This window comes from Cellulosimicrobium arenosum (genome assembly GCF_014837295.1).
Lineage (GTDB): Bacteria > Actinomycetota > Actinomycetes > Actinomycetales > Cellulomonadaceae > Cellulosimicrobium > Cellulosimicrobium arenosum.
In genome coordinates this window covers 280,210-293,554 of sequence record NZ_JACYHB010000002.1, presented here as the reverse complement: position 1 = coordinate 293,554, position 13,345 = coordinate 280,210, and the positions used below count along the sequence as shown (strand labels likewise).

Genomic DNA, 13,345 nt, shown 5'->3' with positions numbered 1-13,345 from the left:
GACGGCGTTTCGGGCGTTTCATGCTTGTCTGGCCAGGTTCGGATTGCGCTCTCACGCGTTCAGGTTGTGATCGCGTGGGAGCGTTCCCGCCGTGTTATCGCTCACATCGGTGGCGGTCGTGGCGGCCAACATCGCTGTTTGGTCACAGTTCCCCGATCCTTGGGTTCAGGAGTTGACGCCAAGGATCGGACGGGCCTAACGTCGCAGCGGCTCGGACAAGCACAGGACGTCCGGGCCCGCGGGGCGCAGGAGCGCCGCGACGACTGGCGGGAGGAGTCCGATGACGGACGGCGACGTGATCCTCGAGATGAGGTCCATCACCAAGGAGTTCCCGGGCGTCAAGGCGCTCGACGAGGTGACGCTCACCGTGCGTTCCGGCGAGATCCATGCGATCTGCGGCGAGAACGGCGCGGGGAAGTCGACGCTCATGAAGGTGCTGTCGGGCGTGTACCCGCACGGGACCTACAGCGGCGAGATCGTCTACCGCGGTGAGGAGGTCCGGTTCAAGGACATCCGTTCCAGCGAGAGCGACGGCATCGTCATCATCCACCAGGAGCTCGCGCTCATCCCCGAGCTGTCGATCACGGAGAACATCTTCCTCGGCAACGAGGTGCGGGGCAGGCTGGGTCTCGACTGGGGAGAGGCACGCCGCCGCTCGCAGGAGCTGCTCGCCCGCGTGGGACTGCGCGAGTCGCCCGACACCCTGATCAAGAACATCGGTGTGGGTCACCAGCAGCTCGTCGAGATCGCGCGAGCGCTCGCCAAGGACGTCCGCCTGCTCATCCTCGACGAGCCGACCTCGGCCCTCAACGAGGACGACTCCGAGCACCTGCTGGACCTGCTGCGCGGTCTGCGCGACCACGGGATCACCAGCATCATGATCTCCCACAAGCTCAACGAGATCGAGGAGATCGCGGACTCCATCACGATCATCCGTGACGGACGCTCGGTCGAGACGCTCGACGTCAAGGGCGACGGGGTCGACGAGAACCGCATCATCCGCGGCATGGTCGGGCGATCGCTGGACTCCCGCTTCCCCGAGCGCACCCCGAAGATCGGGGAGATCTTTTTCGAGGTCGAGGACTGGACCGTCGAGCACCCGGAGGTCCCGGGCCGGCTCGTGTGCAACCGCTCGAACTTCCACGTGCGCCGCGGTGAGATCGTCGGCTTCGCGGGGATCATGGGTGCCGGGCGCACCGAGCTGGCGCGCTCGATCTTCGGCCGTTCCTACGGCCGCTTCCTCTCGGGGTCGGTCCGTATCGACGGCGAGACCGTGTCGCTGCCCAGCGTCCTGGCGGCCGTGAAGCACGGCATCGCCTACGTCCCCGAGGACCGCAAGTCCCTGGGCCTGAACCTCCTCGACACGATCCAGGACACGGTGATCGCGGCCAACCTGCCACGCGTGACGCGCCGCGGGAGCATCAACGACGACGAGGCGTACCTGGCCGCCGAGAGCTACCGCAAGTCGCTGGGCGTGAAGGCCCCGACCGTCAAGGAGGGCGTCGTCAAGCTCTCGGGGGGGAACCAGCAGAAGGTCCTCCTCGCGAAGTGGATGTTCACCGAGCCCGAGCTCCTCATCCTCGACGAGCCGACGCGAGGGATCGACGTCGGCGCGAAGTACGAGATCTACGGCCTGATCCAGCAGCTCGCCGACCAGGGCAAGGGAGTCGTCGTGATCTCCTCCGAGCTCCCCGAGCTGCTCGGGATCTGCGACCGCATCTACACGGTCACCGAGGGCCGGGTGACCGGCGACGTACCGGGTGCGGACGCCACGCAGGAAGGCCTCATGCGCCTGATGACAGGAGCCGCAGCGTGACCACCACCACGACCAGACCGACGCAGACACAGAAGGAAGCACCGACGATGTCGTCATTCAAGCAGCTGGCGGGCGGCGGCCTACGGCAGTACAGCATGGTCATCGCGCTCGTCGTGCTGATCTTCTTCTTCCAGTGGCGGACGGGCGGGAACGTCCTGACCCCCACCAACGCGCAGAACGTCATCATCGGGAACTCGTACATCCTCGTGCTGGCGATCGGCATGGTCCTCGTGATCATCGCGGGGCACATCGACCTCTCCGTGGGGTCCGTCGCCGCCGTGACCGGGATCATCGTCGCGCTGGCGATGCGGGACGGGGGTCTGCCCTGGTGGGCCGGCATCCTGCTCGGCCTCGCGGTGGGCGCCGTCATCGGAGCCTGGCAGGGCTTCTGGGTCGCCTTCGTCGGCATCCCGGGGTTCATCACGACGCTCGCGGGCATGATGCTCTTCCGCGGTCTGAACCAGCTCATCGGTCACTCGAACTCGGTCCCGGTGCCCGAGCAGTTCCGGACGATGGGCGCGGGGTACCTGCCCGAGTGGGGTCCGAACACGGGCATGAACAACTGGACGCTGGTCCTCGGGATCCTCGCGATCGCGTCCGTCGTCTGGTCCGAGTACCGTCGTCGCGCGAGCGCCCGGCGCCTCGGGCTCGAGACCGTGTCCGTCCCCGTCGTCGTCATCCGCCTGGTCGTCGCCGTCGTGGTGATCGGTTACCTGACGTACCTCTTCGGCAGCGGTCGGTACGGGACGTCCTTCCCGGTCGCCGGTGTCATCCTCGCGGCGCTCGTCATCATCTACCACTTCGTGGCGGCACGGACCATCACCGGCCGGCACGTCTACGCGGTGGGCGGCAATCGTGCCGCAGCGGCGCTCTCCGGTGTCAACATCCGGCGGACGAACTTCTTCGTCATGATGAACATGTCGATCCTCGCGGCGGTCGCCGGCATGATCTTCATCGGTCGTGCGACGGCCTCCGGCCCGTCGGACGGCAACATGTGGGAGCTCGACGCGATCGCCGCCGTCTTCATCGGTGGGGCGGCGGTCTCCGGCGGCGTCGGGACGGTCGTCGGCTCCGTCATCGGTGGCCTCGTGATGGCGGTCCTGAACAACGGGCTGCAGCTCATGGGCGTCGGGTCCGACATGACGCAGATCATCAAGGGGCTCGTGCTGCTCGCCGCCGTCGCGTTCGACGTCTACAACAAGGTCCAGGGACGCCCGTCGATCATCGCGCTCATTTTCCCGGGCAGACGCGACAAGGGCACGGGCGCCGTCCCCGGTGCGGACGACCCGCGGCCGGAGGTCCCCGTGGCCGACGGCGCCACCGCAGCCAAGGGCTGAGCCCGACCCATTCCTTACTCCCCACAGCTCCACAACCCGAAGCACCCGACGACGGGTGCCCGACCAGAAAGTGGCAACATGAAGAAGCTCACCACAGCGCTCCTGGCGCTGAGCGCCGCGAGCGCGCTCGTCCTGTCCGGCTGCTCGTCCGACGACAACGGGCGCGGCGGCTCCGACGCGGAGACCGGCGGCTCCGAGGCGCCCGCAGGCTTCGAGGAGGGCTCGACGATCGGCGTCGCGCTCCCGCAGAAGACCTCCGAGAACTGGGTCCTCGCCGAGCAGCTGTTCAACGACGGTCTGACCGACGCCGGCTACGAGCCGATCGTGCAGTTCGCCAACGGCGGCGTCTCCGAGCAGCAGAACCAGATCCAGGCCATGGTCCAGCAGGGCGCCAAGGTCATCGTCGTCGGTGCGATCGACGGCTCGCAGCTGGGCAGCCAGCTCGAGGCCGCGGCGGACCAGGGCGTCAAGGTCATCGCGTACGACCGGCTCGTGAAGAACACCGAGGCCGTGGACCTGTACGTCGCGTTCGACAACTTCAAGGTCGGCGAGCTGCAGGGCCAGGCGCTCCTGGACGGTCTCGCCGAGCGCAAGGGTGAGGGCCCGTACAACATCGAGCTCATCTCCGGCTCGCCCGACGACGCGAACTCGAAGCCGTTCTTCGAGGGCGCCATGAGCGTGCTCCAGCCCAAGATCGACGACGGGACGCTCACGGTCGTCTCCGGCCAGGTCACGCAGCAGGAGACCTCCACCCAGGGCTGGGAGGCCGAGAACGCGCAGAACCGCATGGACACGATCCTCGCGGGCAACTACGAGGACGAGGAGCTGCACGGCATCCTGTCCCCGAACGACACCCTGGCGCGTGCCGCGCTCACGTCCGTCAAGCAGGCCGGCAAGGACACCCCGGTCATCACCGGCCAGGACTCCGAGGTCGAGTCCGTCAAGTCGATCGTCGCGGGCGAGCAGTACTCGACGATCTACAAGGACACGCGCGAGCTCGTCGCCGAGACCATCAACGAGATCAACCTCGCGCAGCAGGGCGAGGACTTCGAGGTCAACGACGAGGAGTCGTACGACAACGGCGTGAAGGTCGTCCCGGCCTTCCTGCTCGAGCCGAAGATCGTCACCCAGGAGAACGCCGCCGAGGTCTACGCGGACGACGACACGCTCGCCCCCCTCACCGAGCAGTGACGTCCGGGGCCTGATCCCCTGACCCACCGCGAGACCCCGCCACGTCCGACGTGGCGGGGTCTCGTCGTCGTGGGCCCGGGTGTGTGCCCTCTCAGCGGAAGACGACGGTCCGGTGGCCGTCGAGCAGCACACGGTGCTCGGCGTGCCACCGCACGGCTCGCGCGAGCGTCTGGCGCTCGACGTCCTCGCCGATCGCGACGAGGTCCTCGACGCGGCGCGAGTGGTCGACGCGCGCGACGTCCTGCTCGATGATCGGGCCCTCGTCGAGGTCGCCGGTCACGTAGTGCGACGTCGCGCCGATGAGCTTGACGCCGCGGTCGTGGGCCTGCGCGTACGGGCGCGCGCCCTTGAAGCTCGGCAGGAACGAGTGGTGGATGTTGATGATCTGCCCCGGCATCTCGCGGCACAGGTCGTCGGACAGGATCTGCATGTACCGCGCGAGGACCACGAGCTCGACGTCCAGCTCGGCGACCAGCTCGCGCAGCCGCGCCTCGGCGCCCGCCTTCGTCCCGCGGGTCACCGGGACGTGGTGGAACGGCTTGCCGTAGAACGTCGCGATGTCCTCGAGGTCGGGATGGTTCCCGACGACGCCCACGACGTCGATCGGCATCGCCTGCGACCGCTCGCGGTACAGCAGGTCGACGAGGCAGTGGGGCGCCTTGGACACCATCAGCAGGCTCCGCACACGACGCCCGACGACGTCGAGGACCCAGCTCATCGCGAAGTGCTCGGCGACGGGCTGCAGAGCAGCCTCCAGGTCCTCCCGCGACGTCGCGGCCTCCACCTGGACACGCATGAAGAACAGGCCCGACAGCGGGTCGCCGAACTGCTGCGACTCCGTGATGTTGCCGCCGAGCCCGGCGAGCGCACCGGCGACGGCGTGCACGATCCCCGGCCCGTCGGGGCAGGAGAGCGTCAGCACCCACTGCTGGGAGACGGGGGCGGTGGTCGGGGCGGAGGCGGTCGGGGGGGTCGTCGTGGACACCCTGAGAGCGTAGCCGCGTCGCGTCCGGTGGAACGCGCTCGTCCTTCACCCGGACGTGCCCCGTCGCGCGCGGCGCATCTCTGAGAACATGTGCCCATGAGCGACGCGCAGATCACCACCCGTCTGGTCACGGACGACGAGGCCGGCGAGCTCCTCACGCTCCGCCGGGCGGCCTTCGTCACCGAGGCACAGCTCTACGGCGACCCCAACATCCCCCCGCTGACCCAGACTTTGCACGAGTTGCGCGACGACCTGGCGCGCGAGGACGTCGTGACGATCAGCGCGTGGCTCGGTCACCGGCTGGTGGGTTCGGTGCGCGTGGAGATCGAGGGCACCCGGGCGACGCTGGGACGGCTCGCCGTCGCGCCGGACATGCAGGGCCGGGGGATCGGCACGCAGATGCTGTTCGACGTCCTGCCGTACCTGCCGGAGCAGACGTCGGAGATCTGGGTCTTCACGGGCAAGGACTCCAAGCAGAACCTCGCGATGTACACCAAGCACGGGTACGAGCAGCAGTACGACAAGGCGGCCGGCGACCTGACGTACACCTACCTGCGCCGCATCCTCGGCGAGGCCGAGGCGCGCAACGCCGAGGACACCGGCGCCGCTGCGGCGCCGCAGGAGTGACCCGGCGCGTGGCCCGACCCATGCGTTAGGATCGTGCGCGTCGCGACTGGCGCGGCCCGGTTCGTCCGTCACCTCATACCGACGCCGACACCGGGCAGGGTGGATCACCACCGGGGAGCGACTGCTGTGCAGACGACGGGTCGTTCGCCTGGGCCCCGGGTCACCCTGGTGGGGCGTACCCGGACACGAGCCCGCACCCCGCCGACGACAACTGCCCAGAACGCGAGGGAGACGCCATGAGCGCCCAGCCAGCCGACCGCACCGTCCTCGACACCCCGCTCGCCGAGCTCGACCCCGAGATCGCCGCCGTCCTCGACGGCGAGCTCGCCCGCCAGCGCGACACGCTCGAGATGATCGCGTCCGAGAACTTCGTGCCCCGCGCCGTCCTGCAGGCCCAGGGCTCGGTCCTGACCAACAAGTACGCCGAGGGCTACCCCGGCCGCCGCTACTACGGTGGCTGCGAGCAGGTCGACATCGCCGAGAACCTCGCGATCGCGCGCGCCAAGGACCTGTTCGGCGCCGAGCACGCGAACGTCCAGCCGCACTCCGGTGCCACGGCCAACGCCGCGGTCCTGCACGCCCTCATCAACAAGGGCGACAAGATCCTCGGCCTCGAGCTCGCTCACGGCGGCCACCTCACGCACGGCATGAAGATCAACTTCTCCGGCAGGCTGTACGACGTCGCGGCGTACGGAGTCGACCCCGAGACCTACCGCATCGACATGGACCAGGTGCGCGAGAAGGCCCTCGCCGAGCGCCCCGACGTCATCATCGGCGGCTGGTCCGCCTACCCGCGCCACCTCGACTTCGCCGCGTTCCGTTCCATCGCGGACGAGGTCGGGGCCAAGCTCTGGGTCGACATGGCGCACTTCGCGGGCCTCGTCGCGGCCGGGCTGCACCCGTCCCCTGTGCCGGACGCCGACGTCGTGTCCTCGACCGTGCACAAGACGATCGGCGGCCCGCGCTCCGGGTTCATCCTGAGCAAGGAGCAGTACGCGAAGAAGATCGACTCCGCGGTGTTCCCGGGTCAGCAGGGCGGCCCGCTCATGCACGTCGTCGCGGCCAAGGCAGTGTCGTTCAGGATCGCCGCCTCCGACGACTTCCGCGACCGCCAGGAGCGCACCATGCGCGGCGCGAGCATCATCGCCGACCGTCTCGCCCAGCCCGACGTCGCGGCGGCCGGCGTGTCCGTCCTCACCGGCGGGACCGACGTCCACCTCGTGCTCGTCGACCTGCGCCACAGCGAGCTGGACGGCCAGCAGGCCGAGGACCTCCTGCACGAGGTCGGCATCACGGTGAACCGCAACGCGGTGCCGTTCGACCCGCGTCCGCCGCGCGTCACGTCCGGCCTGCGCATCGGGACGCCGGCGCTCGCGACCCGCGGTTTCGGGGACACGGAGTTCGCCGAGGTCGCGGAGATCATCGCGACGGCGCTGCGCGAGGGCACGGCCACCGACGCGGAGTCGCTGCGCACCCGCGTGGCGCGCCTGACGGCGACCTATCCGCTCTACCCGGGCCTGCACCAGTAAAACCCCCCGCTGAGCATGTTGTTGTGGCCCGTATCGCCACGCGGACGGGCAGCAACCACATGTTCGGCCAGCAGCGTCCGCATGCTCGACCGACCTTCGGAGGTCCGTTCATGACCGCACAGATCCTCGACGGCAAGGCCACCGCCGCCGCCATCAAGTCCGAGCTGCGTACCCGGGTCGACGCCCTGCGCGAGCGCGGCGTCGTCCCCGGTCTCGGGACCGTGCTCGTCGGTGCGGACCCGGGGTCCATGTCCTACGTGGCGGGCAAGCACCGGGACTGCGCCGAGGTCGGGATCGCCTCGATCCGCGAGGACCTGCCCGCCGACGCGTCGCAGGCGGACGTCGAGGCGGCGGTCGACCGCCTCAACGCCGACCCTGCCTGCACGGGCTACATCGTGCAGCTGCCGCTGCCGAAGGGCGTCGACACCAACGCGGTGCTCGAGCGCATCGACCCCGACAAGGACGCCGACGGCCTGCACCCGACCAACCTCGGTCGCCTCGTCCTGCGCGTCAACGAGCCGATCACGTCGCCGCTGCCGTGCACGCCCGCCGGCATCGTCGAGCTCGTGCAGCGGCACGGGATCGACCTCGCGGGCAAGGACGTCGTCGTCGTCGGCCGCGGGACGACCGTCGGCCGTTCCATCGGGCTCCTGCTCACGCGCCGCGAGATCAACGCGACCGTCACGCTCACCCACACGGGGACGCGCGACGTCGTCGCGCACCTGCGCGACGCCGACGTGGTCGTCGCGGCGGCCGGTGTCGCGGGCTTCGTGCAGGCCGAGCACGTCAAGCCCGGTGCCGTCGTGCTCGACGTCGGCGTGAGCCGCGTCGTCGAGCCCGAGACGGGCAAGGCCCGGCTGCGCGGCGACGTCGACCCGGCCGTCGCCGACGTCGCCGGCTGGCTCTCGCCCAACCCGGGCGGCGTCGGCCCCATGACGCGCGCGATGCTCCTCGCGAACGTCGTCGACACCGCGGAGCGCACCCTCTCCTGACCGCCACCACCTGACCGCCTCCTGACTGCCTCCGCCGCCGACCGCCCGGCGGACGGGCACGCGACGAGACCCCCTGCGCTCCCGCCCCGCACGGAGAGACCACGCCCGCCGCGCCGGACCGGGCGCTACCCTGCGCAGGTGACCATCGCGCGCACGGCGACGACGGCGGCCTACGCCGTCCAGGGCACGGGGTTCGCCGTCGTCCTGACGAGCATCCCCGGCTACAAGGACCGGCTCGGCATGGGGGACGACGTCGTCACGCTCGTCGTGCTCGGCGTGTGCGTGTGCGCGGGGCTCGGCAGCGCCCTGTCCGGGGCGGTGTCCGCGCGCCGCGGATCGCGCGCCGTCGTGGTCGGCGGACTGCTCCTCGCGGCGATCGGGATCGCCGGGGCGGGCGCCGCGCCGACCTGGCCGCTCTTCTTCGCCGCGCTCGGGGCGTACGGGCTCGCGCTCGGTTCCGTCGACGCCGCGATGAACATGCAGGGCATCGACGTCGAGCGCGCGTACGGGCGCAGCCTGCTCGCCTCGTTCTACGCCGGGAACGCCGCCGGGGGAGTGCTCGGTGCGCTCGTGGTCTCCGGCGCCGCGCTCGTCGGGCTCGGGCAGGCGGTCGCGCTGCCGCTCGTCGCGGTCCTGGTCGCGATCGCAGCTCTCGTCCTGGGCCCCCGGCTCGTACCCGTGCGCGGCGTGCCCGACGACGCGCGGGCGGTCGACCCGCCGACCGACCCCGGGGCCGGGCACGGGCGGTCGGTCGACCGGTCGCCCGCCCAACCCGGTGCCGCCGCGGTACGGGTCGCGGCCGGGACGGTCGCGCTCCTCGGGCTCGCGATGGTGGCCTTCCCGGTCGCGGACTCCGCCGTCTCGAGCTGGAGCGCCACGTTCCTGCGTGACGTGCTGGCCGCGTCCGCGGCCGCGGCACCGCTCGGGTACGCGGCCTACCAGGCGGCGCTCATCGTGTCCCGTCTCGCGGGCGACGGACTGGTCGAGCGGCTCGGACGCGTGCGGGTCGTGCGCCTCGGTGGGCTGCTGGGGGTGGTCGGGTTCGCCGTCGTCGCGCTCGCGCCGGGGTGGCCCGTCGCCGTCGTCGGGCTCGCCCTGACCGGGCTCGGGCTCGGCGTCGTCGCCCCGCTCGCGTTCTCCGCGGCCGGCGACCGGGCGCGCGAGGTCGTGGCCGCGGCACGGACCGGCAGGGCGGGCGTCGACCAGGACGGGCTCGTCGAGACGGTCACCGACCGTGCGGTAGCACGGCTCAACGTCTTCACGTACGTCGGCGCGGTGCTGGGTGGCGTGCTCACCGGGGTCTTCGCGACGGCCCAGCACCTTCGCGTGGGTTTCGTCGTCCTCGCGGCGCTCGCGGCGGTCTCGGCCGTCCTCGCCGGGCGGTTCCGGGCGGTGCGCCCGGACGCCGCGTGGCTCGGCGAGGACGCCGTCGTCGACGGCGAGGTCCCGGACGTGGGTGCCGACCTGGACGTGAGCGGGGGCACAGACGCACGGTGATCCTCGACGCCGCGCGCGTCGGTGGCGTGTGATGGGATGTGCCGGTGCTGACGATCGCTACCGCCAACGTGAACGGGATCCGTGCCGCCGCCCGGCGTGGGATGCCCGCCTGGATCGACTCCCGGACGCCCGACGTCCTGCTCCTGCAGGAGGTGCGCGCGCCGGACGCCGTCGTGCACGACCTGCTCGCGGGCTGGCACGTCGCGCACCAGGCGAGCGACGTCAAGGGCCGCGCGGGCGTCGCCGTCGCGTCGCGACTGCCGTTGCGCGCGGTCCGCGTGGGTCTCGGTCCTGGGTCGGAGGCGGACCCGGTCGACTCCGGGCGCTGGATCGAGGCCGACGTCGAGCTCGCGGACGGGACCTCGCTGACGGTCGTCTCGGCCTACATCCACTCCGGCACCGTGAGCCGCCCCGAGACCATGACGCGCAAGTACGCGTACCTCGAGCGGGTCACGGCGCGGCTGCGCGAGATCGCCGCGGGCGGCGGGCGCGCCGTCCTGGCGGGCGACCTCAACATCGCGCACCGCAACGCGGACATCAAGAACTGGAAGGGCAACCTGAAGAACGCCGGGTTCCTGCCCGAGGAGCGCGCGTACGTCGACAGGTGGCTCGACGACGTCGGCCTCGTCGACCTCGGTCGTGTCCACGGCGGCGAGGGGCCCGGACCCTTCACGTGGTGGTCGTGGCGAGGCCGGGCGTTCGACAACGACGCGGGCTGGCGGATCGACTACCAGCTCGCGACGCCCGCGCTCGCGGACCGTACCGTCAAGGTCGAGGTGGACCGGGCGCCGTCGCACGCCGAGCGGTGGAGCGACCACGCGCCGCTCCTCGTCACGTACGACCTCTGACGGGAGCGGCCTGCTGGTCGGCTCAGTCCACGGCGCCCGCGGGTTCGGACGGCACCGCCAGGAGGAACCCGGGGGCGCCGAAGCCCTCGCGCTCGAACGCGGCGCGGACCGAGTCCGCGACCGCCTCGGCGCGGTCGGCCGCGACCAGGGCGATCGCCGACCCGCCGAACCCGCCGCCGGTCATCCGGGCACCGAGAGCGCCCGCGACCCGGGCCGCCTCGACGGCGACGTCCAGCTCGACGCTCGACACCTCGTAGTCGTCGCGCAGCGACGCGTGCGAGGCGTTCATCAGCGGGCCGATCTCGCCGACCCGGCCGTCCCGCAGGAGCGCCACGAGATCGCGCACCCGGCCGATCTCCGTCACGACGTGCCGGACGCGTCGTCGGGCCACGTCCTCGGGCAGCTTGTCGAGCGCGACCGTGAGCGTCCCGGTCGGGTCGTCGGACGCCTCGACGGCGTCGGCGAGCTCGCGCAGCGACTCCGTGCCGAGCGCGTGCGCGGCGGCCTCGCACGTGTCGCGCCGCTGCGCGTACTGGCCGTCGACGAGCTGGTGCTCGGCGCGCGTGTCCATGACCAGGACGGCCAGACCCGCGGTCTCGAGGTCGAACGGCACCTGCTCTGCGGACTCGGCCGGGTCGAGTCCCCGCCGGCAGTCGAGCAGCAGCGCGTGCCCGGAGCGGGCGCGCAGCGCGACGGACTGGTCCATGCCACCGGTCGGCGCGCCGGCGATCTCGTTCTCCGCGCGGACGCACGCCGTGGCGAGAGCGGCGCGGCCGGCGTCGGAACCGCCGAGGCCCAGCCCGCCGACGTCGTCCAGCGCGACGGCGACCGAGGACTCGAGCGCCGCGGACGACGACAGCCCGGCGCCGAACGGCACGCACGAGTCGACCGCGGCGTCGAACCCCGTGACCTCGCGCCCGAGCTCCTCGCGCAGGGCCCACGCGACGCCGGCGACGTACGCGCCCCAGCCGCTGACGGCACCGGGCGCGACGTCCTCCAGCCGAGCCTCCCAGACCTCTCCGGGCGCCTGGGCGGACGTGAGTCGCACGAGCGAGTCGCTGCGCGGCCGCAGCGCGACGTACGTGCGGTGCGGCAGCGCGATCGGCAGGCAGAGACCGTCGTTGTAGTCGGTGTGCTCGCCGATGAGGTTCACGCGACCCGGGGCGGACCAGACGCGGAGGTCGGCGGTCACGTCGTCGAAGGCCTGCGCGAACACGTCGCGCACCCGGGCAGCACCCGTCTCCTGCGCCCACGCGCCCACCCACCCGCGCGCGGCGCCGGCGGGGGCGAGGTCCTGCAGGCGCGCGGCGATGCGCTCGGGCGTCGTGTCGCTGATCCACGCGCCCATGCCCGACTCCGATCCGGCCAGGTACTTGAGCTTGCCGGGCGCGCGCAGGACCGAGAAGACCTGCAGGTGCAGCCGTGCGAGCGTGACGTCGTCGGTCCCGCCGTCGGCCACGGACCGGCCGACGCTCGCGGGCGCCTGGTGCCACGCGGCGATGTAGGGCAGGGGGATCGGGTCGCCGTCGTCGGTCTCGAAGAACCGGTCGAGGCGGCGCAACAGCTCGAGGTAGGCCGTCGCGAGGTCGTCGCGCTCGGCGTCGGTGAGCGCCGGCAGGTCGGGGACGTCGCGGCGGGGAGCGAGGTGCACCTCGACGGGCCAGCGGGACGCGTACGGGACGTAGGCGACCCAGTGCTCCGTCTCCATGACGACGCGCCGACCGTCCGCGAGCTCCGCGTCGAGCACGTCGCGCAGCAGGTTCCGGCCGGTCCGCTCGTGGTGCGCCCTGGCCTGGCCGAGCATCGTGCGGGTGCGGGGCGTCACGTAGGGGTAGCCGTAGATCTGACCGTGCGGGTGGTGCAGGGTGACGCCGATCTCCTGGCCCCGGTTCTCGAAGCAGAACACCTGCTCGACGCCGGGCAGCGCGCCGAGCGTGGCCGTGCGGTCCGCCCACGCGTCGATGATCGTGCGCACGCGCTGCGGTGGCAGGGCACCGAACGACGTGCGGTGGTCGCTCGAGAAGCACACGACCTCGCACCGGCCCGCCGCGGGGCCGTGGACCTGGAGCGGGGCGTCCTCGACGCGGACGTCGGGCGTCCCGGGGACCTGCTGGAGCGAGGGGAAGCGGTTCTCGAAGACGACGACGTCGTAGTCGGTGTCGGGCACCTCGCCGTCGGAGTACGCGCTGCCCGGCGTGGCGGGGCACAGCGGGCACGAGTCCGCGGCGGGGAGGAAGGTCCGGTTCATGCGGTGCGCCGCCATCGGGACCCAGTCCCCGGTCAGCGGGTCGAGCCGCATCTGGGGGCCCTCGTAGGGCTGCATCTCGCCGTCCGGGCCGGGCACGGGTGCGAACCGGTCGCCGAGCGGTCGCGGGTCGTCGAGACGTCGCGAGCGCTCGCCGGAGACGTACTCGGGCGAGTCGTCGAAGTAGACGAGCTCGCGGCCGTCTGCCATCCGGGCCGGTGTGCGACGCAGGTGCTGATTCATGCGGTTCCGTTCGCGTTCTCGTGCGGGAGGGGTCG

9 protein-coding genes, 2 pseudogenes and 1 riboswitch are annotated in these 13,345 nt (G+C 71.7%); of the genes and pseudogenes, 8 read left to right on the top strand and 3 right to left on the bottom strand.

All coding sequences use genetic code 11. The annotated features are described in order from the left end of the window. Positions 1-280: 280 nt before the first annotated feature. The 3 genes from mmsA to IF651_RS04215 all read left to right on the top strand — a co-directional run bounded on the left by mmsA (position 281) and on the right by IF651_RS04215 (position 4,344). On the top strand, positions 281-1,816 hold the full coding sequence (gene mmsA / locus IF651_RS04225) for a multiple monosaccharide ABC transporter ATP-binding protein (protein WP_191827818.1): 1,536 nt from the start codon (positions 281-283) through the stop codon (positions 1,814-1,816). A 47-nt stretch (positions 1,817-1,863) separates the two neighbouring features. Next, the gene (mmsB, locus tag IF651_RS04220) at positions 1,864-3,153 is read left to right on the top strand and encodes a multiple monosaccharide ABC transporter permease (RefSeq protein WP_191827817.1); all 1,290 of its coding nucleotides are present in this window, start codon (positions 1,864-1,866) and stop codon (positions 3,151-3,153) included. A 78-nt stretch (positions 3,154-3,231) separates the two neighbouring features. Further along, positions 3,232-4,344, top strand: coding sequence for a substrate-binding domain-containing protein (locus IF651_RS04215; RefSeq protein WP_191827816.1), 1,113 nt, complete (start codon positions 3,232-3,234; stop codon positions 4,342-4,344). A gap of 91 nt (positions 4,345-4,435) precedes the next feature. On the opposite strand, the gene purU is transcribed toward IF651_RS04215, so the two are convergent. Further along, entirely contained in the window at positions 4,436-5,329 is an 894-nt protein-coding gene (gene purU / locus IF651_RS04210) for a formyltetrahydrofolate deformylase (RefSeq protein ID WP_191827815.1), read from the bottom strand. A gap of 96 nt (positions 5,330-5,425) precedes the next feature. Here purU and IF651_RS04205 point away from each other — a divergent pair, with 96 nt between their 5' ends. From IF651_RS04205 to IF651_RS04185, 5 genes are all read left to right on the top strand, one after another. Continuing rightward, on the top strand, positions 5,426-5,956 hold the full coding sequence (locus IF651_RS04205) for a GNAT family N-acetyltransferase (RefSeq protein ID WP_191827814.1): 531 nt from the start codon (positions 5,426-5,428) through the stop codon (positions 5,954-5,956). Between the two features lie 32 nt (positions 5,957-5,988). Continuing rightward, a riboswitch (ZMP/ZTP riboswitch) is annotated at positions 5,989-6,117 on the top strand. Between the two features lie 75 nt (positions 6,118-6,192). Next, entirely contained in the window at positions 6,193-7,485 is a 1,293-nt protein-coding gene (glyA, locus tag IF651_RS04200) for a serine hydroxymethyltransferase (RefSeq protein WP_191827813.1), read from the top strand. A 110-nt stretch (positions 7,486-7,595) separates the two neighbouring features. Continuing rightward, complete coding sequence (locus tag IF651_RS04195; protein ID WP_191827812.1) at positions 7,596-8,477, top strand: bifunctional methylenetetrahydrofolate dehydrogenase/methenyltetrahydrofolate cyclohydrolase; 882 nt, start codon at positions 7,596-7,598, stop codon at positions 8,475-8,477. Between the two features lie 138 nt (positions 8,478-8,615). Further along, a complete protein-coding gene (locus IF651_RS04190) occupies positions 8,616-9,974 on the top strand; it encodes an MFS transporter (protein WP_191827811.1) in 1,359 nt (452 codons plus the stop codon). A gap of 44 nt (positions 9,975-10,018) precedes the next feature. After that, positions 10,019-10,822, top strand: a complete 804-nt coding sequence (locus tag IF651_RS04185; protein WP_191827810.1) for an exodeoxyribonuclease III — start codon at positions 10,019-10,021, stop codon at positions 10,820-10,822. A 22-nt stretch (positions 10,823-10,844) separates the two neighbouring features. Here the strand turns inward: IF651_RS04185 and galK are convergent. Then, positions 10,845-12,038, bottom strand: a pseudogene (galK, locus tag IF651_RS04180) (galactokinase); the annotation flags it as partial. 69 nt (positions 12,039-12,107) lie between these two features. Further along, a pseudogene (gene galT, locus IF651_RS17545) lies at positions 12,108-13,310 on the bottom strand (galactose-1-phosphate uridylyltransferase); the annotation flags it as partial. Between the last annotated feature and the right edge of the window lie 35 nt (positions 13,311-13,345).